At 44.4% G+C, this 26,917-nt stretch carries 25 protein-coding genes; 3 read left to right on the forward strand and 22 right to left on the reverse strand.

Annotation, left to right across the window (positions count from 1 at the left end; genetic code table 11):
• Positions 1–3: 3 nt before the first annotated feature.
• The 19 genes from AM1_RS16400 to AM1_RS16485 all read right to left on the reverse strand — a co-directional run bounded on the left by AM1_RS16400 (position 4) and on the right by AM1_RS16485 (position 19,744).
• On the reverse strand, positions 4–1,776 hold the full coding sequence (locus AM1_RS16400; protein ID WP_041659907.1) for an HAD-IIIC family phosphatase: 1,773 nt from the start codon (positions 1,774–1,776) through the stop codon (positions 4–6).
• The gene (locus AM1_RS16405) at positions 1,776–2,204 is read right to left on the reverse strand and encodes a VOC family protein (protein ID WP_012164001.1); all 429 of its coding nucleotides are present in this window, start codon (positions 2,202–2,204) and stop codon (positions 1,776–1,778) included. The genes AM1_RS16400 and AM1_RS16405 overlap by 1 nt, the downstream gene beginning before the upstream one ends.
• A complete protein-coding gene (locus tag AM1_RS16410; protein WP_012164002.1) occupies positions 2,197–3,123 on the reverse strand; it encodes a class I SAM-dependent methyltransferase in 927 nt (308 codons plus the stop codon). The genes AM1_RS16405 and AM1_RS16410 overlap by 8 nt, the downstream gene beginning before the upstream one ends.
• A gap of 107 nt (positions 3,124–3,230) precedes the next feature.
• Positions 3,231–4,172 carry an AAC(3) family N-acetyltransferase gene (locus tag AM1_RS16415; protein WP_012164003.1) on the reverse strand — a complete coding sequence of 314 codons (942 nt, stop codon included), beginning with the start codon at positions 4,170–4,172 and terminating at the stop codon, positions 3,231–3,233.
• Between the two features lie 20 nt (positions 4,173–4,192).
• Positions 4,193–5,485, reverse strand: coding sequence for a lipopolysaccharide biosynthesis protein (locus tag AM1_RS16420; RefSeq protein ID WP_012164004.1), 1,293 nt, complete (start codon positions 5,483–5,485; stop codon positions 4,193–4,195).
• A gap of 24 nt (positions 5,486–5,509) precedes the next feature.
• Positions 5,510–6,664, reverse strand: coding sequence for a DegT/DnrJ/EryC1/StrS family aminotransferase (locus AM1_RS16425; RefSeq protein WP_012164005.1), 1,155 nt, complete (start codon positions 6,662–6,664; stop codon positions 5,510–5,512).
• 9 nt (positions 6,665–6,673) lie between these two features.
• Positions 6,674–7,273 (reverse strand): acyltransferase, encoded by a 600-nt coding sequence (locus tag AM1_RS16430; RefSeq protein WP_012164006.1) that lies wholly within the window; start codon positions 7,271–7,273, stop codon positions 6,674–6,676.
• The gene (locus AM1_RS16435) at positions 7,266–8,210 is read right to left on the reverse strand and encodes a Gfo/Idh/MocA family protein (protein ID WP_012164007.1); all 945 of its coding nucleotides are present in this window, start codon (positions 8,208–8,210) and stop codon (positions 7,266–7,268) included. Before AM1_RS16435 ends, AM1_RS16430 begins: the two co-directional genes overlap by 8 nt.
• Before the next feature lie 27 nt (positions 8,211–8,237).
• Positions 8,238–9,578 carry a nucleotide sugar dehydrogenase gene (locus tag AM1_RS16440; protein ID WP_012164008.1) on the reverse strand — a complete coding sequence of 447 codons (1,341 nt, stop codon included), beginning with the start codon at positions 9,576–9,578 and terminating at the stop codon, positions 8,238–8,240.
• Positions 9,579–9,898: 320 nt separating this feature from the next.
• Positions 9,899–11,833, reverse strand: coding sequence for a polysaccharide biosynthesis protein (locus tag AM1_RS16445; protein ID WP_041659908.1), 1,935 nt, complete (start codon positions 11,831–11,833; stop codon positions 9,899–9,901).
• A gap of 1,328 nt (positions 11,834–13,161) precedes the next feature.
• Positions 13,162–13,305, reverse strand: coding sequence for a hypothetical protein (locus tag AM1_RS42200; RefSeq protein ID WP_010476813.1), 144 nt, complete (start codon positions 13,303–13,305; stop codon positions 13,162–13,164).
• A 251-nt stretch (positions 13,306–13,556) separates the two neighbouring features.
• Positions 13,557–14,234, reverse strand: coding sequence for a DUF2301 domain-containing membrane protein (locus AM1_RS16450; RefSeq protein ID WP_012164010.1), 678 nt, complete (start codon positions 14,232–14,234; stop codon positions 13,557–13,559).
• A gap of 127 nt (positions 14,235–14,361) precedes the next feature.
• Positions 14,362–15,672 (reverse strand): IS701-like element ISAcma8 family transposase, encoded by a 1,311-nt coding sequence (locus AM1_RS16455; protein ID WP_012160919.1) that lies wholly within the window; start codon positions 15,670–15,672, stop codon positions 14,362–14,364.
• Positions 15,673–15,768: 96 nt separating this feature from the next.
• Entirely contained in the window at positions 15,769–16,551 is a 783-nt protein-coding gene (locus AM1_RS16460) for an SAM hydrolase/SAM-dependent halogenase family protein (protein ID WP_012164011.1), read from the reverse strand.
• Between the two features lie 155 nt (positions 16,552–16,706).
• Entirely contained in the window at positions 16,707–16,961 is a 255-nt protein-coding gene (rpmA, locus tag AM1_RS16465) for a 50S ribosomal protein L27 (protein ID WP_010476817.1), read from the reverse strand.
• Positions 16,962–17,011: 50 nt separating this feature from the next.
• Complete coding sequence (gene rplU, locus AM1_RS16470; RefSeq protein WP_012164012.1) at positions 17,012–17,422, reverse strand: 50S ribosomal protein L21; 411 nt, start codon at positions 17,420–17,422, stop codon at positions 17,012–17,014.
• A 164-nt stretch (positions 17,423–17,586) separates the two neighbouring features.
• Positions 17,587–18,009: a ribosome silencing factor gene (gene rsfS, locus AM1_RS16475; protein ID WP_012164013.1), complete on the reverse strand. Its 423-nt coding sequence runs from the start codon at positions 18,007–18,009 to the stop codon at positions 17,587–17,589.
• 92 nt (positions 18,010–18,101) lie between these two features.
• The gene (gene yqeK, locus AM1_RS16480; protein ID WP_012164014.1) at positions 18,102–18,704 is read right to left on the reverse strand and encodes a bis(5'-nucleosyl)-tetraphosphatase (symmetrical) YqeK; all 603 of its coding nucleotides are present in this window, start codon (positions 18,702–18,704) and stop codon (positions 18,102–18,104) included.
• A gap of 212 nt (positions 18,705–18,916) precedes the next feature.
• Positions 18,917–19,744, reverse strand: a complete 828-nt coding sequence (locus AM1_RS16485) for a COP23 domain-containing protein (protein ID WP_012164016.1) — start codon at positions 19,742–19,744, stop codon at positions 18,917–18,919.
• Between the two features lie 256 nt (positions 19,745–20,000).
• Here AM1_RS16485 and crtR point away from each other — a divergent pair, with 256 nt between their 5' ends.
• Entirely contained in the window at positions 20,001–20,951 is a 951-nt protein-coding gene (crtR, locus tag AM1_RS16490) for a beta-carotene hydroxylase (RefSeq protein WP_012164017.1), read from the forward strand.
• Between the two features lie 10 nt (positions 20,952–20,961).
• On the opposite strand, the gene AM1_RS16495 is transcribed toward crtR, so the two are convergent.
• Together AM1_RS16495 and AM1_RS16500 are read right to left on the reverse strand one after the other, a co-directional pair.
• The gene (locus tag AM1_RS16495) at positions 20,962–22,017 is read right to left on the reverse strand and encodes an AI-2E family transporter (protein WP_012164018.1); all 1,056 of its coding nucleotides are present in this window, start codon (positions 22,015–22,017) and stop codon (positions 20,962–20,964) included.
• A gap of 82 nt (positions 22,018–22,099) precedes the next feature.
• The gene (locus tag AM1_RS16500) at positions 22,100–22,957 is read right to left on the reverse strand and encodes an SDR family oxidoreductase (protein WP_012164019.1); all 858 of its coding nucleotides are present in this window, start codon (positions 22,955–22,957) and stop codon (positions 22,100–22,102) included.
• 221 nt (positions 22,958–23,178) lie between these two features.
• On the opposite strand from AM1_RS16500, the gene AM1_RS16505 reads away from it, so the two are divergent.
• Together AM1_RS16505 and cimA are read left to right on the forward strand one after the other, a co-directional pair.
• The gene (locus AM1_RS16505; RefSeq protein ID WP_010476828.1) at positions 23,179–23,724 is read left to right on the forward strand and encodes a late competence development ComFB family protein; all 546 of its coding nucleotides are present in this window, start codon (positions 23,179–23,181) and stop codon (positions 23,722–23,724) included.
• A gap of 114 nt (positions 23,725–23,838) precedes the next feature.
• Positions 23,839–25,533 (forward strand): citramalate synthase, encoded by a 1,695-nt coding sequence (gene cimA / locus AM1_RS16510; protein WP_012164022.1) that lies wholly within the window; start codon positions 23,839–23,841, stop codon positions 25,531–25,533.
• Position 25,534: 1 nt separating this feature from the next.
• Here cimA and AM1_RS16515 read toward each other — a convergent pair whose 3' ends face one another.
• Complete coding sequence (locus AM1_RS16515; RefSeq protein WP_148215754.1) at positions 25,535–26,824, reverse strand: M50 family metallopeptidase; 1,290 nt, start codon at positions 26,822–26,824, stop codon at positions 25,535–25,537.
• Positions 26,825–26,917: the final 93 nt, after the last annotated feature.

The raw sequence follows: 26,917 nt of genomic DNA on the forward strand, positions 1-26,917 counted from the left end.
GTATTAGTCTCCTTTAGTTACCTGAGAGATAATTTCTCCAACAAAACGGCTTGTGGGCACGTCTTGGGAATAGGCAAGGTCTAAATAATACCGTCCAGCAGCCTGTTCAGTGAAATTGCGATCGCAATAAAATGATTGGACTTGCATATTCTTGGGTGTAGGTTTGTACTGTCCCTCAATAGTCTGACACTCTCGATATGATGCGAGTTTGAGAATCTCACGCAAAAATGCCTCTTCAACATGTCTGCCTAGCACTCGGCAAGACAGCAACAGCGAATCAATCACCGCATGGTCATCTTGATAGTTAACAATACAAACCCCGACAATACCGTAGACGCCAAATTTGTCTTTCAACTGTAGGTATAAAACATCTGACGTTGAGCAACTGATAAAATCTGCAATATCCGCTTCAGAATATCGTTGGGTCGTCAAGTTAAATTGATTCGTTTTTTGAGTCAACTGTGCTATCCGTGGCACTGAGAACTCATCAGCAAAAGAGATCTCAGCAACCATTTTTAAGGATTCATGGTATTGGGCAATGCTCGTAAACTGTTGTTGAGCTTGGGTGCGCTGCCGGGCCGCAGAGTACATGGCGCCACGGTTTAAGTCTTCTTGGGTGAGGGCTAGCATGTCAAACCAACCACAGCTCGCTAACATTAGACGGTAGTCTGTTGACCGTTTACTGGGTAGGTGGATGGTTTCTATCTCAGGAAGCAGTTGTCGGACAAGATTGACTTCAAATTCGCTATCGTCCACAAATACTAAGCTATCAAGTCCTATGTTTAACTCTTCTGCGATGTGACAGAGGTTTTGGGCTTTGTCATCCCAATTAATTTGGGCACAGGTAATATGAGATTCTTGTAAGACCATGTCAGGATGATTATGAAATACATCCCATACTTCGGCTTCATTGTTCTTGCTACACAAGGCAATCAAAATCCCTTGATGGTAAAGGGTCAGAATTTCTTGCTGAAATTCGTAGAAACTAGAACCAGGATAAGAATTAGCGCTTAATTTGATACCGGCGAGACCATCTTCACCAATCACGCCTCCCCATAGGGTGTTATCACAGTCGAGGACTAGACATTTTTTGTTTTGTCCTTTTAAGGCCCGAATATATTTAAATACTTCAGTCGCTATCTCGCATAATGCTTGTCTGGTATAGGGTGATCGACCGATATGCCAATAGCGATTATCAAAGTAATGATGGCTGCCGATGCGGGCAAGGGGTAAATCTAAATCAACGAAATAACTATTCTCTTGCTTGAGCAAGATACTTTGTATGGCAGCATTTAACCCTTGTATAGTTGCGGTTTGCCCTGTCTGCCTTTGCAGGTCAAGAATACCCCAACTGGGATAAAGTGGACGCTCAAAACCCATCCATAAGATCATGGCTGTGGTTTGACGACGAATTCCTTGGATAATCGTTTGAGCATACTCTAGAATTCGATCACATTCTGCATCAACCTCCGCCGCCGTTAAGGTGGGAAAACATTGGGCTAATTGAGTAGATAAAACTTCTAATTTCAGAAAAACGAGAACACAATCTGTTTGACTACTGAACAGTTGTGGATTGTCTTCAAGCGCATCTTGAATGCTGCAATCGTACCCTCCCCACTGCACCTGGGCAGAGAATCCCATTTGATAAGCAAAATAGGTAAGATACGGCTCTATGGGCTCAACAGTAATATTTCGCAGAACCGAAATACCCAGCTCGGGTTGATTTTCCGCCGATATCTGATTCAGAACATCCTGAATCTCAGAAAAGGTCAACATTATCTTTTCGCTGTACATTCCAGAATTTCAACCAGGCCAAACCCATGTATCTGATAGAAAGACACCTTCTGAAAATTGAATAAAATTGCAGGCTTAGGGGGAGAAATCGTGATTATGCGATGTTTATGACGAAGTTGATCTACAGTCTGTTCCACATTCGCACTGACATAACAGAGATGGTAAATGATCTGAGGCTGCTCGGATAGCCATTGATCGAGAGGCCCCGGTGAATCAGCTGGGTAGATCAACTCCACATCAGGCATAGATGAATGCTCACCCATCCTTAAGTTGACATTCTGCAACTCATCATATGTTTCAGGACCAATCTGATAATTCAGATCGTTCAAGAAGTGGATGGCTTTTTGTGGCTTCCGAACAGCCAGGCCAAAATGATGGAAATCCAATCCAAACGGGTTAGAGCTAAGCATCAACCTTGCCCAGAATAAGAGCGATATTAATCGGCAGCTTGTCCTGTTCAGATGTCGCCAAAGTCGTTGATTGGTATGGAATCAACAATTGATGCTTGATATATAAACCACTAGCTTTAACCATATTGGCAATATCCTGAGCGTGCTTAAACAAGTAGATATGGTCAATAGCGGGAGAATTAATACAGGTTGTCACATGAATATGTGAGTTACCGTGGGTCAGTGCAGCAATCTTCTGCAGAAATTGTTGAGGTTGCTCTACATGCTCCAGTACTTCTCCCATGACTACTGCATCATATTGATCACTGGGCTCCCACGTTAAAAAGTCACACTCTTTGATATCGTAATTCTCGAATTGACCAAAATAGTGGCTAGAAAGAATTTTTTGAGTCAGCAACACGCTTGTAGGACTAATGTCGATTCCCAAGAACTGATCATACTGTGAATGTTGCATGGCTTCCATCATGTGAAAGCCATGTCCTGGACCAATTTCCAAATATCGTCCAGACTGCGTCTTAGGTAACATCTCCTTAAAAAACTGTTTCATTTGAGCATGATTAGGCCATAAAAAAGTCGTGATGGCTAAGCCATACATATACATGCTCATATAGTCTGCATTGCGATAAACCAAAGACTCAACTTCAGCATAAGACGAATGCTTATAGTGCCCGTGGCGCTTGAAGTAGAGCTGTTGCGTAAAAGTATCTTTGACAATTAAGTCATAGCATTTAGCTAAGTACCCTAATGTTAATTGCTGATCCAGACAATAATTAAGGTATTGGCTAAAAAGTTGAATGTCACTTTTCGACAGAGTTTGAACTGCGTCTGCCAGGAAATTGCTTTGGAGTTTATTTATTCTCAAAATTTCTTGAATAAGCTCATCAATCACGGAGATCGACAAAGGTCTTGTTGAGTGCATGTAGAATCCCTTATTTATCAATACTAAAATAAATAGAATATGGTTAGATGATGGGCTATTGAGTCTGAGGTTATAAATATAAAAAAGCTATACGTCTTTTACTCTGTTCAGGATTTCAATGCTTTGCGCAGTAGTTGCTTTGTCGCTTTTGATAAATTAAAAATTAATGAACCTGTATCCCAAACAGTAACTCTTTTAGACTCATAAATATGAACTGCAGCATCAAAAAAATCTTGAATTTTAAATGTGAAGAGCTTAACTCCAGATCGAGTTAATGTTTGTGAGTTGGAGATATCTAGCAAGTTAAAATAATAAATAGGGTCATACCCACCTTTAGGGAAAGTTTCAGGGTTTCGCATGAATGTACTGACTTGCTGCTCACACCCATCAGATGACTGCACTGTGAATTCTTCAGGCTCTTCATAATAGATTGTGTGCTTAAACCTTTTTTTGAAGTGGTCTTCAATCATATGACATGGTGTAAATGCTTCAAAGCCAACGCCAATCCCCAAATATTTCCCCCCAGCACTCATCATCTGATAGTAAGGTGACAAAGGACCAAAAGGATAAGGACATAAATGGTGACTATCAGAGAATAGATGGGCTTTTCGACCATAAGAAACAGCACTAAAAATAGGATTTAGGCTGCGCACGGAACCTTTCTTCCTGCGAAGTATTTCAGCTAGCATACCGGACTCAGTCGCTGTTTTCTTGGCATTAAATATCTTTTTTTTTGCTGATATTTGATCGCGGCCTACAGGAAAGCATAATGCCATTACTGTGCTTTCTTCTCCTAAATAAGCCATGAGATCTTTGAGCATAGATTGCACGGGAACTAACTTGCCGGTCTTTAAATAGATTTGATCTTGAGAACACATCAAGAATAGAGGATCTCCAGGGAGAATCCCAATTCTCTCTAAGCCTTCAACAAAGTCTTCAGAGTCATAGTCAATATATTTCTGAGCCAAAAAAGGTCGAAATAATTTAAGTCTAAATTTTGCGATTGATTGCCTGGAGATACCTCGGGCTAGAGTTTGTATATAGCGCATCACACTACTCTGTACCTGAATTAACCTGCATCTAAAGTGTTGCGATTTGAGCAGCTAAAGGAATAGCTCATGACGCCGCTCACCAAATACAAAACACAAAATGCTATCGAAAATAGTAACACTGATGATTCATCACTCTGAAAGATGGTATATCCTACCCAGATTGAGCTAATTGAAAGGAAAAACCTAACGATTTGCCATACTAGATCTAACTCTTGCTTTTCGGCAATAATAAACATTGAGCAAAGAGGGATCGTAATAAATTGGCAAAACAGCATTGGTGACAGCAGACGCGCATAAACACCAGATTGAACCCATGCTTGACCAAAAAATAAAGTAAACAAGTAAGGACTTGCAATTAGAAAAACAGCAAAAGGTATAACAGCGATTAGCAGGAGGTACTTGAATGTCTTTAAAAAAAGTTGACTGCACTCCCCTTTAGCGATGTACTGCTTAGAGGCTGCTTCGCGAAAAACATCACTAATTGCATTACCAAGCAGGGCCATCGGCAGCGCTATGACTCGAAACGTTAGTGAATAAAAGCCCGAAAATGCAGGGCCGTAAAGACTTTGAAATAGCATAATGGGCATATTCCCAGAGACCGCATTCATCATGTGCCCGAGCAACAAGAATTTCGGGAATTTGATATGACGTTGAGCTTGTTGCTTAATGCGCTTAAGATTGATATCGACTAGTCCTGGATGCTTAAGTAGGAAGGCCAGCATTTGATAGACAGCATATATAACCCCAATAAACTGCCCGAATACATAGCCAATCACTAAACCAACATCAGATACCTTATAAAGAGCCAGCTGAGTGGTTACTACAGCCAAAGATAATGTCACCTTATTGAAGGTAATAATTCTATATGATTTAACGCGATTAAACCAATAGTATGTTGATTGATAAGCAGCTAGTAAAAATATTGAAATTGGTAAAAGACGTAAGTAAGTATTTAAGTTTTTTAGGCTAACAATGGTAGCAATTGGACCACTAAACCCATAAAAAAATAACCAAAGAAATATACAAAAAGTTGCAGCAAGACTAATGCATAGCACAACAATATTGAGAGCATCGCCATCTTCTTCAGGTAAGATGATGGACTGCTCATACCGGCCAGTAGCTGGGATGGCCATGATAATTGAGATAGACATGAAGAGGGCTAGCCCACCAAATGTTTCTGGCGAGTAGACTCGGGTTAGAACTGGCGACAAAACGACTGGAATGGCTTGTGCTAAAGCAGTGCCTGTCATCAATGTGAAGACATTACGGAAGAAGGGTATGTTCGTGAGTTTCTGACTACGCTTCAGCAAAATTCTCGCCTGGTTTTTGATGACTTACCCAAAGTAGAATTTTTGGATAGTTTTTATGATGATGTTTTGAGTATCAGGCTGAAGCTCTGGCCAAATCGGTAGACTTAAGACTTCTTGGGTATATTGACTACTCACTTCCAGCGTATCGTACTGGCCCAGATAAACAGGTAGCTGATCTTGAGGGACGGGGTAATAGATCATCGACCCTATATCATGGTCTGCTAGATACTGCTTGAGCGCATCACGCTTCCCATCTAAGACGCGAACTGTATATTGGTGGAATACATGTCCTTTAACAACCTGTGGTGTCACAATCCCAGGTAAATTTGCTAAACCGTCATTGTAACTTTGGGCAACTTGGCGACGTCCTCTATTCCAACCGTCGATATGCTGCAATTTGACCCTCAAAATAGCCGCTTGAATAGCATCAAGACGAGAGTTATATCCTAATACCTCATTGTGATACTTCTTCAACGCCCCATGGACGCGGAGCATCTTAGCGGTCTCTGCAATGGCATCGTCATTTGTGGTGATGAGACCTCCGTCACCATAAGCCCCTAAATTCTTAGATGGGAAAAATGAAAAGGCCCCAACATCTCCTATCGTTCCTACTGCTTGATCGCGGAGGTGGCCAACTTTTAATGGGTCGTTGGCTGACTCATTGTTGTCTTCATCACTCCTATAGTGTGCTCCAAATGCCTGGGCACAATCCTCAATCACTTTTAGATTATATTTTTGGGCAACTTTTATAATGGTCGCCATAGCCGCTGGATGACCATATAAATGTACGGGTAAAATGGCCTTAGTCTTTGGGGTAATTTGAGCTTCAATGTGATCAGCATTTAGGTTAAATGTTTGGGGATCAATATCCACAAATATCGGTTTGGCCCCTACATTACTGATCGATTCTGCTGTAGCAAAAAACGAGAAGGGAGTCGTAATGACCTCATCTTCTGGCCCTATCCCAGATGCTTTAAGGCCAATGACTAAAGCATCGGTGCCTGAGTTGACACCAATTGCATGTTGGACCCCGAGGTAAGCGGCCACTTCTTGCTCAAACTGTTTGACTTCCGGTCCCATAATGAAAGCGCCAGATTCCAGGACCCGATCAAGAGCAGTATGGATGTCGGTTTTGATGCTGGCATATTGGGGTTTGAGATCAAGAATCGGAATTTTCATGCCTGGGTACTAAAGTTTGCGGACTTCTATTTCAGTGACTTTTTGATATTGGTTACCTGCTGAGTCTACAGCATAGCCAGTGTTGTCGAATTCTAAAATATCTCCATAGGCACTCATCCAACCTACGAGACGGGCTGGAACACCAGCAACCATGCCGTAGGCAGGAACATCCTTAGTAACCACTGCTCCAGCAGCAACGAACGCACCTTCGTGTAAGGTTACTCCACAGACAATAGTGGCATTGGCACCTATACTAGCGCCGCGTTTGATCCAGGTTTTATGGTAGTCAGCACTGGTATTACGTGGAAATTCACACCGAGGTGTTTTAACGTTGGTAAACACCATACTGGGGCCACAAAAGACATAGTCTTCTAAGATGACACCTTCATACAGGGAGACATTATTCTGAATTTTGCATTGATTGCCGATGATGACATTGTTCGCAACAGTCACATTTTGACCTAAAACACAGTTTTGGCCGATTAGGGTTTTGCCATAAATATGACAAAAATGCCAAATTTTAGTCCCTGTACCAATCTTTGCACCTTCATCGACATAGGAAGATTCATGAATAAAATAGTCTCGTTGCTTTCTATTTGACTCACCCACGCATTGCCTCCTGGGCCTTTTCTAAAATGTCAACTACGGCAACTCCATTCCAACCATTCGATCGGGGCTGTTGGCGTGTTTTCAAACATTCAAGGAAATGTTCGCACTCTAACTTAAGGGGCTGTGTTGTCGCTACGTTAGCGAGCCAGGACCCTGTATCTGTATTTTGAAGATTGGTATCAATGGATTTTTCGTAAACGGTGACTTGTTGGGTGACTTCGTCATAAACCAGCATTTGCTGTTCTGCCAGGATAGTGGTGCATCGCTGTAGTAAAGGGTGATACCAAGACGCATGAATATGAGCGGTTTGGCCATTCTCAAAGACCAAATCAACATGCACATTATCTTCAACATCCGGCTGAAGTATGGCATGACCGCTGGCTTGGATGGATTTGAGCGTCGGGTTGCCCAGTAGATCGAGAACAACGGAGACGTCATGGGGGGCAAAGGACCACCATACATTTTCTTCTGCACGGACTCTTCCCAACTTGGCTCGTTGGGCCATAACATGGAGGACTTTACCTGCTTTTCCAGTAGAGAGATAGTCTCTCATCCATGCGATCGCAGGTTGATACAGCAATAAATGTCCCACCATCAAAATGAGATCGTGTTGATCGGCATATTTCGCCAATGCGATCGCATCTTGTGTGTTTAAGGTCATTGGTTTTTCGATAAATACATCTTTACCGGCAGCTAAAGCTGCTTTTGCCAATGAATAATGGGTCGGTGCTGGTGTTGCAATGACAATGGCCGAAATGTCGGTATTTAAAACATCGCGATAATCAGCATACACCTGAAGATCTGGATAGCTATTGGCTACCGCCTGACGCAAATCTGAACTCATTTCAGCCACTCCTGCTAAAGCATTGAGTTCATGAAAATTCTTGACGAGGTTCTTACCCCAGTTTCCTGCGCCGACGACAACAACTTGTTTCATAGAGAGACTGACGAATTCTAAATGGATCTAGAGCAGTGTAATTTTAGATTGATATGAGGTAGATTGTGCGTCTGATAATTTTCGGGTAATCCCACGAGTATCTAGTATTGCCGTTGACTGTTCTACTAAGTGAGCATAGTCAACGGCGGAATGGTCTGTGGCAATAATGACTAGATCATATTGACTTAAGGTTGTGTTCCCGAAATCAACGGATTGCATCTGATGCCCTTCAATCGTAATTATTGGCACAAAAGGATCATAATAATCCAAGCTCACGTGATCGCGTAATAGTAGCTTAACGATGTCAATAGAAGGAGATTCACGCCAATCTCCTAAGTCTTTTTTATAAGCAACTCCCATGACCAGCACTTTCGCTTTTGATGGGGCTATACCTATCTGGTTCAGGGTTCGTAGCGTTTTTTCTCTGACGAATTCGGGCATCCGCCGATTGATCTCTCCTGCTAAAGCAATAAAATGAGTTTCAAAATTGAACTCCTTAGCTTTCCACTCTAGATAATGTGGATCAATGGGAATGCAGTGCCCGCCAACCCCTGGCCCAGGATAGAAAGGCATAATCCCAAAAGGCTTGGTGTTAGCGGCATCCAGTACTTCCCAGACATTCAGATCCATGCGATCACATAGCATGGCTAACTCGTTGACTAGAGCAATATTGACTGCCCTAAAGGTATTCTCAAAAACCTTAACTAGCTCAGCAGCTTTAGCGCTGCTGACGGGAACGACGTGATCAATGGTTTGCTGATAAAAAAGGGTAGCGATTTCTAGGGAGACAGGGTCAGATGCACCAACAACCTTATTGGTATTCTTAGTGGTGTAACGCTGATTACCAGGATCAACCCGTTCAGGAGAGTGGCCTAAGAAAAAATCTTTACCTTGCGTTAAGCCGCTAGACTCCAACACAGGTTTAATCACTTCATCCGTTGTACCAGGGTAAGTCGTTGATTCAAGGGTAATCAATTGACCGGAACGCAATTCTGGTGCTATCCCCTGGGTCACGCTCTCGATATAAGAGAGGTTTGGAGTCATATTTTTGGATAATGGTGTTGGTACGCAAATCACCAATACATCCATGTGCGAGACCTGATCAAACCCACAGATAGCCTTGAGCTTACCGTTGGCAACTACTGCTGCTAACTCATCAGAATCAACATCATGAATGTAATTTTGAGCTGCATTTACAGCATCGGCACGATCGGGATTCTGCTCCACTCCAATCACATGAAATCCCACTTTGGCCTTTTCGACAGCAAATGGTAATCCTACATACCCGAGGCCGATTACTCCAACAACTGCTGTACGATCAAGAATTTTTGCTTTTAAGTGATTAAACAAATTAGATGAATCAGACACAATGGGGAAAGGACTCTAGAAGGAACTCATTGACTTAATAAGTCTAGGCAGATGCTCATTCAAGTGTTTATATCACAATAACGAGATTGATATATGCTCTGTGGCAAGTCTTCTCAACGTCATATTGGCGAGGTTGTAACTGATGTGACCGCTAAGCAGCATATATTTCGTATGTCTAAGGACTCGAAGTAGAAAGCATGGTCAAGCTACATGCTTGTATCGTCATGAACGTCTCGTAATCTCATAAGTTCCCTGTGGCTGATGCACTCTACACCTCTTGTGACTAGCCAGTAGATTAGCTGGTATCTACAAAAATATCGTTAACGAGGCGAGACAGGCGTCTTGGTCTGATATCCAGGTACTAGCTTCTGAAGTAAAGACCGAATTTCCATGGAATCGTTAATGGATGCAGATTGCAGTAAATCAGCAACATGTTGCAATAGCTGACTAGGAATATTTTGACTAGCATTTTTGACGACCAGCAACTTCTCATGCCCAGTCTTTTGATATTCTTCATCTGGCAGGAACAACTCTTCAAATAGCTTTTCGCCGGGCCGTAACCCGGTATAAGCAATTTCTATATCTTTGCCAACTTGGTAACCCGATAAGCAAATGAGATCCTTCGCTAAATCCACAATTTTTACAGGCTCCCCCATATTCAGCATCAATATCTCCCCGCCAGGGCTCATCACCACTGCTTGTAGGACTAATTGCACTGCTTCTGGGATGGTCATAAAATACCGGCATATCTCTGGATGAGTCACTGTGACCGGTCCACCTGCAGCAATCTGTCGTTTGAATGTAGGAATCACACTGCCTCGACTACCCAGAACATTGCCAAATCGAACAACGACAAATGGGAGTCCGCTAGTTTGCGCTGCTTTTAGCACAATCATTTCGGCAATACGCTTGCTAGCTCCCATTACATTGGTAGGGTTAACAGCTTTGTCCGTAGAAATCATGACAAAATGTTGTACCCCAAATTCAACGGCCAAATCAGTTAATGCTTTGGTGCCTAGAACATTATTGGTGACAGCTTCAGGCGCATTATTTTCCATTAAAGGGACATGCTTGTGGGCTGCTGCATGGAATACGACTTCTGGTTGGTACTCTTCAAAGGCAAACCGTAAGCGAGAGGGATGTCTTAGATCTGCAATGAAAGGTCTAAGTATAGGAACGGATACATCAGAACTGGCAACACCATTATGATTCTGATATTGGAGAAGTTCTTGTTGTATCTGGAATACAGAGTTTTCTCCATGACCCAGCAGAATAAGTTCTGCTGGTGCACAACGAAAGATTTGTCGACAGAGTTCGCTACCAATCGATCCACCAGCTCCAGTCACCAATACCCGGCGGCCTTTAAGAAGCTGACGAACACCTTGTATATCTGTCTGGATAGGTTCACGACGAAGCAGATCTTCAATCTGCACTTCCCGAATGCTGTTTTGTAAATCTTGCTGACCGACTAAGACATCTTGTAACGCTGGTAAGGTTAAGGTCTCAACGCCAGTCATTTGACATAGTGCAACAATATCTCGTAGGCTCTGGCCTGATAAAGAAGGCATGGCAATAATCACGGTCTGAATATGCCAAGATTTAATCGTATCTGGAATGACATTCCGATTACCAACGACGGGTAATCCCCGGATGCGCAAATTTAATTTTGCAGGGTTGTCATCGACAAAAGCGATAGGCAGTAAACCAATATGGGGACTCCGTTCCAGCTCTTGTACAAGAGCAACACCTGCATTACCTGCCCCTACAACTAATGCTCTTTTCCTTAAGTCTCTGCGTTCAGAGGTTTCAAGTTGACGCTTTCTCCGTTCTATTGCCCGAACACTAAACCGAATACCGCCAATAATGAGTAGTGTGAGCAGACCATCCAAAAACGGCAAGGATCGTGGCAAGGACAAAATGGAAAGGGATTTTAGCACTGCAAATGCTAAAGTTTGCAAAATAACTGATGAGCCTGTGAGCACAGCAACATTGCTCAACTCATCAATGCTTGCATAACGCCAGTAGTGCTTATAAAAACCACCTGACAGGAAAACAGTGAGTTTAATCACCATAAATAGCAAGGTGGCTAGCAATAAGTCAGCTTGGTATCGTTCGAAAGTCAGGATAAATCCCAGCGCACTATCTAAGCGCAAGCTCAAAGCAAACAGTGGGATAAATGTAAAGGCAATAATATCAACAAGTAAAAAGTGACGATTTCTGAGATGCAGGCAGTAATTTCCTAACCTATCGATCATTGAGGTAAACCTTAAGGGGAGAAGTCTCGGTGCTACTTTAGTAGACTGAATAATAAAGCGATGGGTTTCTTTGCGTGTGTTTTTGTGGCTGTTGTTAGTAAAAAGCTATTCTTTGTCAAAATATAAAAGTTCATAAAAATTATACTGGATTCTTAATTATTTTTCTCATCGCAATATAATCTTTGGATCTACTGCATGGAGGCTGTCAGTGCAGAAAATAGGCCAGGTAATCGAGGTGAAATTAAATGCATAGGGTGTTCATATCAATACAGTTCAAAAGACAACCTTTTCTCAGCAAAACAACTGCAGGATGGTTGAAGATATATCTAGAACATCTTTTAACCAAGCCATATTAGTTTTTGTAAAGAGTTAAAGAGCACCTCAGAAACTAGATTGACTTGAGATTTGAAGGGCCTGTAAATACTACAGTATTGATAAGGCTCGTTTATACTCCATCAGGATTTATTTTTTTAGATAATCCTAGTCAATTTAAAGCTATACGTGCGTAGTAAAAGGAAGTTGAGTTGAGGTTGGCAAGTACTGCTAGTTTACGATAAACATATTGTGCGTTGTTGCTATTTCAATTCCATGATTTGATCGCATTTAAGTTAAATACTTTAGTCTGTTATAAATGCCAAATCATTTTTAATGATATTTCAATGATACTTAAGTGTGAATCTCTTAGTTCGATCTAAATTGACGACTCAAAAAGAGAGGATCTATCTGGTTGAAAAGTTAGGTTTTAATGAGGTAAAAAGACTTCGATGCAATCATATTGGGGTCTCTATCTCTATATAGACAAACTCAACTTATTTTGACCAAGTTCTATCGACTTCATCTTTCTTGAGGGTCAATCTAGAAGTAGGATTTGTTAGTCTCTGGACTTCAAACGTATACTGATTCTCACCATGTTTGGATGAGTGGGAATAATATTTAATATGTGCGACAGCTGGAGTTTAACAGTTGTTGGGAGAAGTCCCTATCCAATAGTGGATAGGCATCAAGTCTTGTGGAGTGATGTGCAGAGTGGGTAAGTTTCTTTAACTAAAAAGACGCTAGCATCCAGAAATTCTAGCGTCTTTTTGTCAAGTATTTGAAATCACTAATCGGACAGCGTTGATATCTAGCAGCAATTTAAGAATTCGTTTTCTTAAATTTTTACTTAAGATATTGTCACTGTCCAATTGCTAGAATTCTGAGTGAAGTTTATTTCTTAGCTGTTTGAGTCAATTTGCTTGCTAGGATCACTTCAATCTGTATCGTAGGACATTAAGATACGGTAAGCGATAACAAGACTACAGAGCAACGCTGACTTAAACCGCTATTGCTTACTCAGCAGGAGAAGCTTCAGGGGAAGCCTCTGCTTCGGGAGAAGCTTCGGGGCTGGGAGACTCAGATGCACTATCTGAGCAGGCACCTAAAAGGGTGGAAAAGCCAAGTAGAACGGCTAAAGCAGTTAGTTTGATTTTCATTTGTTTCTTAACTCCTCACAGTGGAATTGATAAAAAAAGAGCCACTTACTTGTATCAAGCCTACGTTGAATTTGCAACTGGTGCAGTTCAAAGCAGGATTATAGAAACATAGTAGTATGCGTCAGATGCTGGATTTGAGTGATAGAAATAGATTGTCCAGGTTTCTTCAAAATCTGTCAATCTATCTTTATGTTTTTGACAAAATCAATATTTAATGATATATGCAGGCTGTTGATTGACTCATAGCGTTTTTAGTCGTTGCTAGTTTCTAGTTGGGTAGACCTTTGTTGGTTGTGCAGGTACTCAAATACACTTTTGTCACCGATATCTGGGGGAATGGGTTTAACGATTTTCCTAGATGCAAAAATCATAAACAGTACTGCCCAAGTACCTAATAAGACTTTTTCACCTATGATAGGTAGCCAGTTCAACCAATGTCCTAATAGCAGTATCGGGACAACACCCGTTAGCAGCTTGGTCTCTCCATGATTGAAGCAAAAAGCTTCTTTAAAAAAAATCCCAGTCAGTGCAACAAATAGCCAGCCAACACCAAATAGATGGAGTGGCTGCTGATAAATGCTAGCAATGAGGGGGGAAGTTTGTGTGATGGCAATATAGACTGCAACTGATAAGCCGATAGCCCAAAAGATTTGTAGGGCTCGATGTAAGGCACTCATGTAGATGTGAATGGTGGCTAAACTCACTCCGATTGCCACTGCAAAACAAATAAATAAGCCAGTTAGCCATGACAATACATGAGCTTGAGGGCCTAAAAGTAGAAATAGGATAGAGCCCAGGGCAAAGCTAGAAGCCGCTAGCAGCATTGCTCCACGATAAATGACGACTTCTATTCGATCGTCTTTAGAAATCGTGAATTCCCCAAAGTGGCCTTGATAAATGTCTGAGGTTGCTTCAAGGAAAGAAAACATATGTTAACTCCTGGCTACTGCGGGTGGAATCCAAAGGTGTTGAATGAGTCAGGTGGGATGCCTTAATCGATCATTGTAGCGGGTGTCTGTGATGGAAGTTTGTGAGTCTTATCCCTCTTTTATCACTTTAGACAGAGAGAAAATCAGGATGCTTGAGCAATTTCCTCACCAGTGGACAGCAAAATGCCTCCATCTTTGATGTGAGTTGCTCAAACCCCTTTTTCAAAGCACGGCTGGGAAAGACTTCTAACCAGCGCTTTAGAAGATTCCAACTGATTAACGGTTGAATGATCAAGCGCACATTATTGAGCAGATTCTTCCACCCGTTTTGGTTATCCCACCAAGGATGCTGCGCAAAGTGTTGATGTGCCACTGGACAAGAGTCATTGAAGACATCAGCGAACAAACTCACCATCAAGAAAGCGCTCATCACTATCTCCCACCACTTTTCAATTTGTTCGTAGTGCGTCATGCGAAAATCAGCCCAACCCAAGGTATCTTTAGACTGTTTGAGACCATACTCAATCCAAGTTCTGAAGCCATAGCAATCCCCAATTTCATCCAGCTTGATCTCGGGTGCCGCTGCCATGACATAAGAGGTTGAGTTCTCTGGTAGCGTTTGGGGGTCCGTGGTTAATAGCCAATAGCGCTTCTGGTGGTGTCGCTGGCCATAAATGATCTCTTGCCTGTAACGAGTTTCAGTGGTGCCATTGCTGAAGGTTCGTTCAAATGACTGCCACGGTTCGGCAAAGACTGCTTGTTCTGCGGGTAACCACACCGCATGATTGCTACGAATCGCTAGGATATAGGGCAGCTTTAACTCCTCTAAGACATTCACAAAGTTTGTTTGAGCTTCCCCATACAAGCTGTCAGCCAGGACGAGCTCAAAGCAAAAGCCCATCCCTTGCAACTGTCGGATCATTCCAGCAGCAATTTGGGGTTTGCTGAGATACTCATCCTCCTCTTTAAGACGTTCTCGGGGTTTGTACACTTCAAAGGACAAAGGCAAAATCATCCCTTGAAACAGCCCGTAGGCAGTGACTGCGACGATGCCATTCTCTTTCTTGCCCACATTGCCGATATACTGCCGTTTCACATAGTCGGTACTCTTGCCTTTTTTGCAATCGCCCGTCTCATCGATCAATAGAATTAACCTGCGCCCATCCAGTATTTTCAAGATGATGTCCAATCTCTTGTCAGACAAATGTGACGCTACCCAAGGTGATTCACTCAGAAAATGATGCAGGCTTTGATGGTTCTCCAAGCCCACTGCTCTTGCAATGGCGGGCAATGATTTACGTTTGATATCACTAATCATCCCCAGATGGAGATGCTTGAAGGCTTCATAACTGCGGACTTGGGGAAATAACTCTGCAAATAGTTGGCAGTACTCATCAACAAAGCCAATGGTTGGTTCTGGACTTCTTGAAGCTGACATCACTCATTAGAAAAATAGAAACTGAGAATAGTCTATTTTTTATCTGTCTAAAGTGATAAAAGAGGGTTATGGAGGGAACGGTCTAGGGTAAAAAATTTACGGATGGAGATGTAGCTCTACTGGTTCTCCTATCTTGCTGTTTAGGATGTGATGAGCAGAGCCGTTGGGAAGAGCGATTTCAAGCCACCCATGACTACCAACCAGTGCTTTTAGGGTGGGATAAGCTTCTTCCGTCGTGTATGAGGTCGTACTGTGAATGTGGTGCTGATCAATCTGTAGGCTCCACGAAATGTGTTGGACCTCGCTGGCAGGAATATTGGTAATCAAATTGCCGAAATAGTCGATAGCCTGAATATTGCCCGTACCCCCATTTGGGGTGGGTTGCCAGGTAAAAATATTAGATAGGGCTGTGAGTGCCGAAAGGGGTACCTTGGGACCCAGGACCTGGAGAGAGAGTCCTTTGGCTAAGTAGGCAGCGGCTGGAGCGAAAATGTCTCTGCCATGAAAGGTATTGCTAGGTTGGGTGGAATACCAATATTGGCTGTTGGTTAGTTCTACGGCTGCGATCGCAGCCTCATACCGCAGAACATGGCTAAATAGACCATTGTCAGGGCCAATCAGTATGCCTGAAGGCATTTGGATCGCAATGGCTCGTCGATGGCTGCCCACGCCTGGATCAACGACGGCAACATGAATCGTACCTGGTGGGAAATGTGGATAGGCATTGCCCAGTTGGAAGCTGCCAAGGGCAATATTTTGAGGGGGGATTTGATGAGTTAAATCAATGACATGAGCCTGGGGATGAATGCCAGCGATAACCCCTTTCATAACGCCGACATAAACGTCTTCTAGGCCAAAATCCGTAAGAAGTGTAATCATGGATGTTGCCTATGGCAAGGGCTGGCTAGGTCGATACAACATGCTTCTTACCAGGATAGGAGAGCCTTGAACACAGATATACAAAAACAAGCTGCTACAGAACAGTTAGCAGCTCGTTTATTCAATGCTAAAAGTGCTTTTAATCAAGCGCAGTTCTATGCAGGATAGACGCTGACTTTCTTGCGGGATTTACCTTTGCGCTCAAAAGTAACAATGCCATCAATCGTGGCAAATAACGTATCGTCACTACCGCGACCGACATTATTACCAGGATGAACCTTAGTGCCCCGTTGACGAATAATGATGTTGCCTGCCCGGACGACTTCACCGCCGTAACGCTTAACCCCTAAACGCTGAGCGTTAGAGTCCCGTCCGTTGCGGGTACTACCGGTTCCTTTCTTATGAGCCATAATGTCCTCGTGAATGCTTTGGGATAAGGTTTGAAATTGCTTGGGAATAACTAATCCGCAACGACTTCTGCTTCAACAGCCACTGCTTCGTCGCTTGCTTTGGATTTCTTGGTCTTTTTGGTGCTTGCTGCCCCAAGAGCCTTACCATCTAGATGAATTGCATCCACCATTAAGCGGGTGAGTTCTTGACGATGCCCCCGCTTCTTCCGGGTTTTCTTTTTGGGCTGCATCTTGTAGACGATAATCTTGCGATCGCGGCGATGCTGCATCACGGTTACTTCAACGGTCGCCCCTTTGACTAAGGGTTGGCCAACCGTGGCTTCATTGCCATCATGGACGAGCAAGACTTGGTTGAGGGATAATTTGGTATCTGGATCGTCTGCTAGACGATCAACATCGTAATATCGACCGGGTTCTACTTTTAACTGTTTTCCACCCGTTTCGATAATTGCAAAAGTCATTTGATTTGAGCCTCAATAAGCCGTACAGGTATCTGATCCTCTGTTTTTGCTTGAGCATCAGCATTTAGGGCATGGACCTGATCCGAGCTGAACAAAAGTATGCCGAATATCTAGTATTCAAAATTTTAGGGTGGATTGTCAACTGTTAATCGCAAAGACAACCATCATCCTTCAGAGGGAGATTGAAAGGGCAAAGGTAGACGCTCCGCATGTCCCCAAAATGCTTCTAAATCATAGTATTCCCGCTGTTCTGGCATCAGTACATGGGAGATAACGTCGCCATAGTCTAGCAAAACCCAGGTGCCTTCAGCTTTCCCTTCTTGACGAACCGGGAGCCTATGGTAGTGGTCTTCAGCTGCTTTCTCCATAGACTCTGTAATTGCTCTCACCTGGGTGCGAGAAAAGCCAGTGACGATGACAAAGTAATCAGCGATAAAAGAAACATCTGCGACCTGTAGCACCAAAATGTCGCCCCCTTTACGGTCATCGGCTGCTTCAGCCAAGCATAACGCTAAGGTTTGGGCTAAGTCTTGTGCAGGTGACAGGGGAGTATTTATGGTTGGTTGTCCAGAAGAATTAGAAACCAAAAGTTTGAAAATGTATAGAGCTATCCTCTACACCTTAACTTAGGAAACTTGAGTTGGATGTCAAGATTGCTGAACCTCAATTGGATGTGATTTTAAGATTGAAGTTCTAGCCATGCCCAGTTGCGAGTAAGCACCATGCGGGGGTGAATCAGGCGTTGGGTTTTCACTAAGTGTTTCAGAGTGAGGTCACAGACGAGCGCGACGGCATGGTGAAGATCCTGGTAACTCATCTCTCGGGCTGCCTGGACTTTGGGCCGATCGCCCCGTCCTGGTTCTAAGCTGTCGGCCAGAAAGACCACGCAGCTTAAATCGCTCATCTGGGGTTGTCCAAGGGTATGGTTGCTGATGGCAGCTAGAATCTCAGTATCCGTAATACCGAAGGTTTCTTGAGCCACTAGGGCGCTGACTTGGGCATGTAACAAGTGAGGATTAGCTTCATCCACAGGATCGGTGGGGAGTTGGTGCTTTTGGGCGAGGGCCAAGAGTTGTGCGGGCGGAAAATATTTGGCTAAATCATGCATCAGACCGGCCCTGGCAGCTTGCTCTTGATCGAGCTGATGTCGCTGAGCCAAGTCTCGAGCCATGGCTTCGACTCTCAGAATATGTTGAATTCGGATCTCGGGGACATTCTCTTTAAGCCATTGGAGCACAGTATCTCTGGCCCAAGGAGCAAGATCAGGTTGCACAGATGTCATGGGATCAAAATCAATGGCGTATATCAAACTTTATGCAAGAATGATGCTGACGGACCCCGTAGGACTCCCAGCCCCTTGCCGTTCTCAAATCCTAACTGGAAAAGAAGGCTATAGCGAAAAAGCCTTGGTAGTTCTACCAAGGCTGGTCAAGTATTAAGAGAGACCAATGGTTTAGGGAGACTCTCCCTCAATCCACAGCAATTTTGGGCAGTCTAACGGAATTGATCGGGTTGTAGTTTTAATCCTTTGCTGCTATTGCGGGTCCGATTCTGTTGTTTGGTGATGGGAACGCCTTTACGGAAGGCTTTGCCGGTGCCGCCATCTGCGGGGTCGAGATGAGGTCTGAGATTCATCCCTGCCGTAAATTGGGTACCGTTTTGGGAACGATTCCGTTTGCCAAAAAGAGAGCGACCAATATTGACGATTTGCCCCAGGGAATCGTTGCCGCCATTGCCGACAAACGTATTGACGCCTTGAGTGGTTTGGCCACTGTTGGCAACCGTCAGATTATCAAAAACGGCATTGCGCGTGCTGGTAGCATCTTGTCCTGGTGGAACTGTGAACACGATGCGGCAGCTGGGATCGGCTTCAGATGTGGCACAAACGGTGTTGTAGCCATTCTCAGTGCCTGTTTGGAGTTCCAGCAAGCCGTCTGGGCGATATTCTTCTAAGCGTCGAGCAATTTCTTGACACCGCAGTTCGGGGGTCCAACCGCCGCCCATTTCAGCGGGTACTGCCCAGGCAAAGGCTTCATTGGGACGACTTTTAGGGTTATACATGACGGTATAGTCACCGCTAGTATATTGGCAGAAAAAGCGAGTGCTGGAGGTAATATCTGGAGTGTCAGTGCGGATATCTGCATCTGGATTGTCGGGATCGACTCGTCCGCTGGTGTCGGGATCAACTTCAGGGATATCGTCGACTGAGCTGTCTTGAGCCAGACTGGGATTGAAACCCGTACTGAGAATTGCGATCGCAATCCCCAAACTAGAGTGGGCTGCGATGCGAATTGCGCGTTGATCAACCCTCAAAGTCGCCATAGGAGTGCACCTCAAAATTCCTTAAAACAAGGACATCCAGATCCTCTGGAGCCCAAAAACACGAATGTGGGTAATCTGAGTCAATAGGATGACAACATTGATTCAGATTTTTAGTAAAAACTGATATATCTCGTAATGACCGTCGGATTCTGACAATGTTCCACCGAACGCCAGGGAATGTCACAAAACTTTATTAATTATTGTAATTGTCGTATACTTCTAACGATGATCCCACCGGAGCAAGGATAGCCCTTACATGACAGCAAAGGTCACGCCCAAGTCGGTTCCATTTCATTTTCTCGGCCCGCCTGGGGCATTCAATCCAACCCTGCTGTTGTTCTTCGGTGCATTGGCGTTGCTGCTGGGGTCCACCTACGCTCATTACCAGCTGTCGTTACCAGGTTGGTGTACGTTTGTGGCGAATACGTTAGCCCTGCACTTTGCAGGCACCGTGATTCATGATGCCTGTCATAAGGTGGCTCACCAAAATCGTATCGTGAATGCTGCTTTAGGCCATGGCAGTGCATTGATCTTGGGGTTCGCCTTTCCGGTATTTACGCGAGTCCATCTTCAGCACCATGCTGCCGTCAACGACCCTGACAATGATCCCGATCATTATGTGTCGACGGGTGGTCCGCTATGGTTGATTGCCCCTCGCTTCTTCTATCACGAAGTCTTTTTCTTCAGACGTCGTCTATGGCGAAAGTTTGAGCTGCTGGAGTGGTTCTTAAGCCGCCTATACCTGGTCACCCTAATTGTTTGTGCTTGTAAATTCGACTTTATTCACTACGTTTTGAATTTTTGGTTTGTACCGGCACTGATTGTGGGGACCACTCTAGGATTCTTTTTTGACTATTTCCCCCATCGCCCATTTCATGAACGGAATCGTTGGCGCAATGCCCGGGTTTATGCCAACCCTGTCTTGAATGTGTTGATTTTGGGGCAAAACTATCATCTGATTCATCACCTATGGCCTTCTATTCCTTGGTATAAGTGTGAACCTGCTTATCATGCAGTCAAACCTCTATTGGATGAAAAGAACTGTCACCAGCGAATTGGCATTTTCCAGCGCAAAGGATTTCTTGGATTTGTCTATGACTTCTTCTTAGGTGTTCGCTTTGAGCATACGGTTTCGACAGAAGCCCTCGAAGAAATGATTGGCGTCAACCCAGCAGAGCCAGAACTTCAGTTGGTTGAATCAGCTTAGTTATTTAGCTCTAAGACACTTTAGAAAACTCGTTATCATCTTCTTCGGTGTCATTATCCATCAGGCTCAGCAAAACCCCAGCAATGGGGATGGATAGGAATAAACCGACTAGTCCTGCTAAGCGTGAGCCGATCAGTAACGCAAAGAACAAGACGACTGGATTCATTTGTAATGAATTCTGCATTACTCGGGGCATCAGAATATTCTCTTCAATTTGTTGCAGCACTATACAGGCGATGAGCACCTGCATAGCTCTCCATAACCCTTGAGGCAAGAGAATCAAAGAGATTAAGCCAATCCCGATGGTCGCTCCAATGCCTGGAATCATATCGAAGATACCCGCAACCACTGCCAAAATGAGCGGTACGGGGACGCTTAGACTCAAAAAGACGAAGAAACTGGAGACTGCAAAAAATAACGCTAATAAAAAACGTCCCCAGAAAAAACCTAGGAAATTCCGTTTCATCGCTAGGGTAAATCGAGTCCGAGACGCTTTGGGGAGTCCCCTGAGCAACCATTTCCAAATGCGCCCGCCATCTAACAGCATGAAGAAACTGACGACCGCTACTAGAATAAGGTCGATTAAATTGTTAACGATGCCTTGAATGACCCCGACACTAGACCCAATACTTTCAATCACCTGGTCTCGGAATTTGGCCTCGATAGCCCCAAAGTCAATTTGGACATCGCGTGCCGCCAGCATCTGTTCAGCTTGGCGACTTAACTGTTCCATGGCGTTCAAAAATTCAGTCACACTATTGACCAGCTCTTGTCCTTGAGAGAGGACGGCAAACAGAATTGTGATCAGGAGGCCAAACAGCAGCAGTAATCCCACCATAAAGACGACGGTAGCGGCAACGCCATGGGGGAGAAACCGCTTCAGCCATTGGGTGGGATAGTTGAGGAGAAAGGCCAGAATGGCGGCAAATATAAAAATCAGTAAAATGCCTTGAAAATAGGCAAATACCTGAAGGGTGGCCCAACTTGAAGCAAATAAAAGCAAAAAACGAATGAGAACAGAGTTCGTCAAGCGATTTAAAAAGTATTTGCGGTAAGGAGCAGGCATAGAGACCAGAGGATAACCTACTCAACTATTGCATGCTCGGCTGAGCAGTCGCTTAATCTTATATAAAAGCCATAGATTGCTTCTAAGACGTTTCCATGTTCAAGATGGACTGTAATCCTTCCCTGTACGAGGGGTGGAGTAGCTGTATACCCAGGTCTGTTTTAATTTTGGAGTTGCTGACGCGGCGACATTCTTGCCAAAAGGAATGGGCCATGGGACTCATTTGAACATCTTCATAGGCCACAACAGGTGGGGGCTGAATCCCTAGTAATCGGCTGCCTTCTTCAATTAAAGTATTGGGTTCAGAGGGCAGGTCGTCGGCAGCGTTATAAATAGAGCCAGGTTGGGGGTTCAGCATGGACTGATAGACGGTCTGGACGATGTCATCTACATGAATTCGACTGAAGACATGACCAGGTTTGAAGATATTGCGGGCAGTCCCCTTTTTGAGGCGGTCCAAAATACTCCGACCGGGACCGTAGATACCTGGTAGACGGAAGATGTGAGTGGGTAATGCAGACTGTAAAAACTGGGTTTCAGCATGGACACGATTTTGCGATCGCACTGACTGGGGTTGGACAGGACTCTCTTCATCCACCCATGCCCCTTGAGAATCCCCATAGACACCCGTTGTAGATAGGTAGCCAAACCATTTCAAAGGCAGCTTTTCTAGAGTTGATAGTAGGTGTACAGCGACGGGATCATTGCCCTGTTGATCGGGGGGAATACTACTCAAGACATGGGTGACTCCCTCATAGGCAGCAGCAGGGGGTAAGACAGGATTGGTATCAAGATCATGGGCAAACGGGAAAGCAGATAGTCCTGGAATGTCACCGCTGCGATTGGTAACATGTACCCGAATGTTGTCCTGGGTCAGCCGGTCTACTAATCGCAGCCCGGTATAGCCACAACCGAGAATTAACACTTTCATATCAGTCATAGATGCTTGCTGGTGGGGAGACGACGATCTTTGTAGCCAATGGGATGAGAGATGGAAACTGTGCCTTTAGGAAGCGACTTTCAGCCATGTCATGCCAACCATAGACTTTTTTTCGCAAAAATCATCTCTTTGATTTAAACATTGCTTTGTGTTTGTGTAAAAAACTGGGCAGACTAAGAGCAAGACTTCAACTAGAACTTGCACAGAAGATGACTGCAACGATGACTATTGGTGAAATTGTTGAACAGGCAATGAGAAACGGCTATCTGACTCCAACCATGGAAGCAGAAGTGGGCCGGATCTGTGATAATGCCTCCGAGCTGGCTGTTGAAGAATATCAATCCCTCGATCGATTGATGGGGGCTCTGCTCACGGGCCAAGTGGTTGCGGTGCCTCGCAAACAGTTCATTAATGTCATGGAAGAACTGGTGCTGACTGAAGCGATAACCCGCGTGTCCAAGATTGAAGCAACGAGCAATCACACCTTGGACTTGGGCGATATTGCGGCCTATGCCCTCAATCGATTGCCACCCCTCTATGCCACAACGGAAGAAGGGGCAAACTATCAGCGTCAGCGAGCCAGACAAGAGCTGCTAGATCTGATTATTCAGCAAGTTGAAACCGCAATTTCCCGCAACCTGGATCAGCCGGACTTCTATCCTGATCGTCATGCCCTAGAGTCTGATCACCAAAAAGATTTACTGGGTCAAGTCAGCTCGTTGCTGCAAGCTTATGCCCCTGATTATGAGCAGCCTGTCAAAAGCTAAATAAAGATTGCTTTCAGGATTATGCGGCCTTTCCCTGATACGCTGAGGCTCTAGAATTAATCAATCGCATTCTAGCTTGAGCTTTAAATCAGCAGTTTTGGCCTATTTCTGTCCATGAATATTCAACACCGTTCTCCCCTATGGATTTACGACACAACGCTGCGGGACGGTGCGCAACGAGAAGGTATTTCTCTATCTGTTGAAGATAAATTAACTATTGCTCATCAGCTGGATAAGCTTGGTATTCCCTTTATTGAAGGGGGGTGGCCGGGTGCGAATCCGAAAGATGAACAGTTTTTTCAGAAATTAAAAACGTCACCCCTTCGTCAGGCTGAGGTCGTTGCGTTTTGTTCGACCCGTCGTCCAGGGAACCAGGCTGCAGAAGATCCGGTTCTGCGACCGATTTTAGCGGCAGAAACGCGTTGGATCACCCTATTTGGCAAATCTTGGGATTTTCACGTTACGGCTGGGCTTAAAACCACCCTGGGTGAAAACCTAGCTATGATTGCTGATTCCATCAACTACCTGTGCCAGCAGGATCGACAAGTGATTTATGATGCAGAGCATTGGTTTGATGGATATAAGCACAATCCAGCCTATGCTCTAGAAACGATTCAAGCTGCGGTTCAGGCAGGGGCCAAATGGGTTGTCCTTTGTGATACCAATGGCGGAACATTACCCCATGAAGTCGCAGAGAGTGTCCAAGCAGTCAGGCAAGTGATTCAAGACTGTCAGGGAACGACTCAAATTGGCATTCATACCCACAATGACTCAGGGACGGCGGTCGCGAATGCCATAGCAGCGGTGCAGCAAGGGGCTGAGATGGTCCAAGGGACGATCAATGGCTATGGTGAACGCTGCGGAAATGCCAACCTCTGTACTCTGATTCCCAATTTGCAATTGAAGTTGGGATATCACTGTGTAGAACCAGAACAGTTAGCCGAACTCACACCCAGTAGCCGCTTGATCAGCGAGCGCGTTAATCTAGCGCCGGATGATCATGCCCCGTTTGTGGGGTTATCTGCTTTTGCTCATAAGGGGGGCATCCATGTCAGTGCGGTACAGCGTGATCCCCAGACCTATGAACATATTGAACCCCAGACAGTGGGTAACCAGCGGCGGATTGTGATTTCTGAGCAGGCTGGTCTGAGTAATGTTCTGGAGAAGGCGAACCATTGTGGCATTGCCCTGGATAAGCAAAATCCGGTGAGTCGACAGCTGCTTCAGCAGCTAAAGCAGTTGGAGCATGAAGGGTATCAATTTGAAGCTGCAGAAGCGAGTTTTGAATTGTTGCTTAGGCAAGCGTTGGAGCAGCGTCCTAGTTTGTTTGAACTCCATGGTTTTGATGTGCATTGCTACTGTGGATCTCTAGAGTCTCGCCAGCAAGGTGGCTTTAGCAGCACTGCCCTAGCGACGGTAAAAGTGGTGGTCGGTGTGCAAGAAATTTTGACGGCTGCAGAAGGGAATGGACCAGTATCTGCTTTAGATGCGGCCTTGAGGAAGGCTTTAGTAGATGTGTATCCCAGTATTGCGAAGTTTCAGCTTACGGACTATAAAGTCCGAATTTTAGATGGTAAGCATGGTACCTCTGCTAAGACCCGGGTGCTAGTGGAATCGACCGATGGTCAGAACCGTTGGACAACGGTAGGGGTATCCACCAATATTATTGGGGCTTCCTATCAAGCGGTGGCAGAAGGTATTGAGTATGGATTGTTGCGCCCCTGCTTTAAAGACTCTGATGAGTGCCCTATTGGTATTAGAGCGATTTTGAATGATTTAAATTCAGCGCCAGCTAAGCACTTGGCCTAGACTATGGGGTGGCTAGGTCGTGGAGCAGCACCTGGAGTCGATCTTGTTCAAAAACTGTAAAACCAGGCAGGAATTGAGGCTTTTGTAAGATGGCCAGACTCTCTTCAGCTTTGGTCTGAGCAGATGTTTTATCTCCTGCAGCTAGGTGTATGGCTGCTTCGGCTCTGAGGCGTGTTGAGGGATCGATCAGAACTTTTTCTTGGATTTGGTCTAGCCATTGCTGCGCTACATCAGGATGCTGACGAATATGTGCTTCATAGTAAGCTCCTTCCAGTAACAAAGAGGCGCGAAAGAGTTCAGGATAGTAAGCATTGATTTTTAGGGCTTGATCTAAGTAATTTCCTGCTTGTTGGATGTTTCCTTGGTCTAAGGTCATGTAATAGGCCATGATCAGGCCCGAAATATGATCCATGGAATTTTCGGGCAGTGCCAATAAGCGATTTTTTAGGTCTGGATCGATATCTTTGGGACGGATACCTTGGCGTAGATAGGCGTTGAATTGATAATCGGCCAAGAACCGTTGACCAGGAATATTTCTTTTGGCTAAGTCGAGCATCCGACGACCATCGGTTGAAAAGTAACCGATTTTAATGGGGATGGTGTTGAAAATAGCCATGTGTAAGCTGATACCCGATATAAAAGTCAAATACCAAACGATGGGAGAGCTATTGGTTAAATTGGGAAATAGTACGGGAAGGGCGCCGAAACAAAATAATAACAATGAGGCAGCAGGTCCACCCATAATCATGAGAAAGAGTTGTCTGTCTAATCGATGTAGTGATGTCGGGATAGGCTCAGCAAAGCCTCCCGCCAGCTGTCGACGGCACCGACGTAATTTGAACCCCTGGTCTGTCTGAATAAGGATTAACCGTCCAATGGCGAAACGGTAGAGTTCAGAGCCATTCACCCATGAAAATAAGTAATGGCCCAATTCATGGATGAAGATTGCGAAATATTGGTAGGGATAGAAAATTCCTAGGAAAATCAATGGTTTAACAATGGGAGGTAGTCCAGATGGAGGTACAGGTGGTAGTACCCACCACCATCCTCCCATGATGACTAGTAGGGGGAAGAGAGTGATGACATTGTCTAGCCATGTTTTGTGATTTGGCGGGTTGTCATACTTAGATGCCGTCTCTGATGGTTGCGAGAAAATATATTTTCGCTGAGCGATATGGCGAAGAGCAAAAACTGTAATAAGGCTATAGAGTAAGCCACATACCAGACTACCTACTAGAGCAGATACACCAAACGTGGTATTCCACCACGTATTGAGATAAGTGCCTAGCAAAAAGCCTAAAAATCCTCCAGAGATTAATCCAAAACAACTTTCTACCACCCAAATCCATGCAGGCTGAAATCTTTGACGAAGAATATGCCATTG

This window comes from Acaryochloris marina MBIC11017 (assembly GCF_000018105.1).
GTDB classification, from domain to species: Bacteria; Cyanobacteriota; Cyanobacteriia; order Thermosynechococcales; family Thermosynechococcaceae; genus Acaryochloris; species Acaryochloris marina.

What these genes read in the sequence shown, in the direction of transcription:
- cimA (WP_012164022.1), top strand. Translation starts at nt 23,839, where the DNA reads ATGAATATTCAACACCGTTCTCCCCTATGGATTTACGACACAACGCTG.
- AM1_RS16425 (WP_012164005.1), bottom strand. Translation starts at nt 6,664, where the DNA reads ATGAAAATTCCGATTCTTGATCTCAAACCCCAATATGCCAGCATCAAA.
- AM1_RS16485 (WP_012164016.1), bottom strand. Translation starts at nt 19,744, where the DNA reads ATGGCGACTTTGAGGGTTGATCAACGCGCAATTCGCATCGCAGCCCAC.
- AM1_RS16505 (WP_010476828.1), top strand. Translation starts at nt 23,179, where the DNA reads ATGACTATTGGTGAAATTGTTGAACAGGCAATGAGAAACGGCTATCTG.
- AM1_RS16445 (WP_041659908.1), bottom strand. Translation starts at nt 11,833, where the DNA reads ATGATCGATAGGTTAGGAAATTACTGCCTGCATCTCAGAAATCGTCAC.
- AM1_RS16400 (WP_041659907.1), bottom strand. Translation starts at nt 1,776, where the DNA reads ATGTTGACCTTTTCTGAGATTCAGGATGTTCTGAATCAGATATCGGCG.
- AM1_RS16415 (WP_012164003.1), bottom strand. Translation starts at nt 4,172, where the DNA reads ATGCGCTATATACAAACTCTAGCCCGAGGTATCTCCAGGCAATCAATC.
- AM1_RS16410 (WP_012164002.1), bottom strand. Translation starts at nt 3,123, where the DNA reads ATGCACTCAACAAGACCTTTGTCGATCTCCGTGATTGATGAGCTTATT.
- AM1_RS16460 (WP_012164011.1), bottom strand. Translation starts at nt 16,551, where the DNA reads ATGATTACACTTCTTACGGATTTTGGCCTAGAAGACGTTTATGTCGGC.
- rplU (WP_012164012.1), bottom strand. Translation starts at nt 17,422, where the DNA reads ATGACTTTTGCAATTATCGAAACGGGTGGAAAACAGTTAAAAGTAGAA.
- AM1_RS42200 (WP_010476813.1), bottom strand. Translation starts at nt 13,305, where the DNA reads ATGAAAATCAAACTAACTGCTTTAGCCGTTCTACTTGGCTTTTCCACC.
- AM1_RS16435 (WP_012164007.1), bottom strand. Translation starts at nt 8,210, where the DNA reads ATGAAACAAGTTGTTGTCGTCGGCGCAGGAAACTGGGGTAAGAACCTC.
- AM1_RS16455 (WP_012160919.1), bottom strand. Translation starts at nt 15,672, where the DNA reads ATGTCAGCTTCAAGAAGTCCAGAACCAACCATTGGCTTTGTTGATGAG.
- AM1_RS16495 (WP_012164018.1), bottom strand. Translation starts at nt 22,017, where the DNA reads ATGCCTGCTCCTTACCGCAAATACTTTTTAAATCGCTTGACGAACTCT.
- AM1_RS16450 (WP_012164010.1), bottom strand. Translation starts at nt 14,234, where the DNA reads ATGTTTTCTTTCCTTGAAGCAACCTCAGACATTTATCAAGGCCACTTT.
- AM1_RS16405 (WP_012164001.1), bottom strand. Translation starts at nt 2,204, where the DNA reads ATGCTTAGCTCTAACCCGTTTGGATTGGATTTCCATCATTTTGGCCTG.
- yqeK (WP_012164014.1), bottom strand. Translation starts at nt 18,704, where the DNA reads ATGACATCTGTGCAACCTGATCTTGCTCCTTGGGCCAGAGATACTGTG.
- crtR (WP_012164017.1), top strand. Translation starts at nt 20,001, where the DNA reads ATGACAGCAAAGGTCACGCCCAAGTCGGTTCCATTTCATTTTCTCGGC.
- rpmA (WP_010476817.1), bottom strand. Translation starts at nt 16,961, where the DNA reads ATGGCTCATAAGAAAGGAACCGGTAGTACCCGCAACGGACGGGACTCT.
- AM1_RS16500 (WP_012164019.1), bottom strand. Translation starts at nt 22,957, where the DNA reads ATGACTGATATGAAAGTGTTAATTCTCGGTTGTGGCTATACCGGGCTG.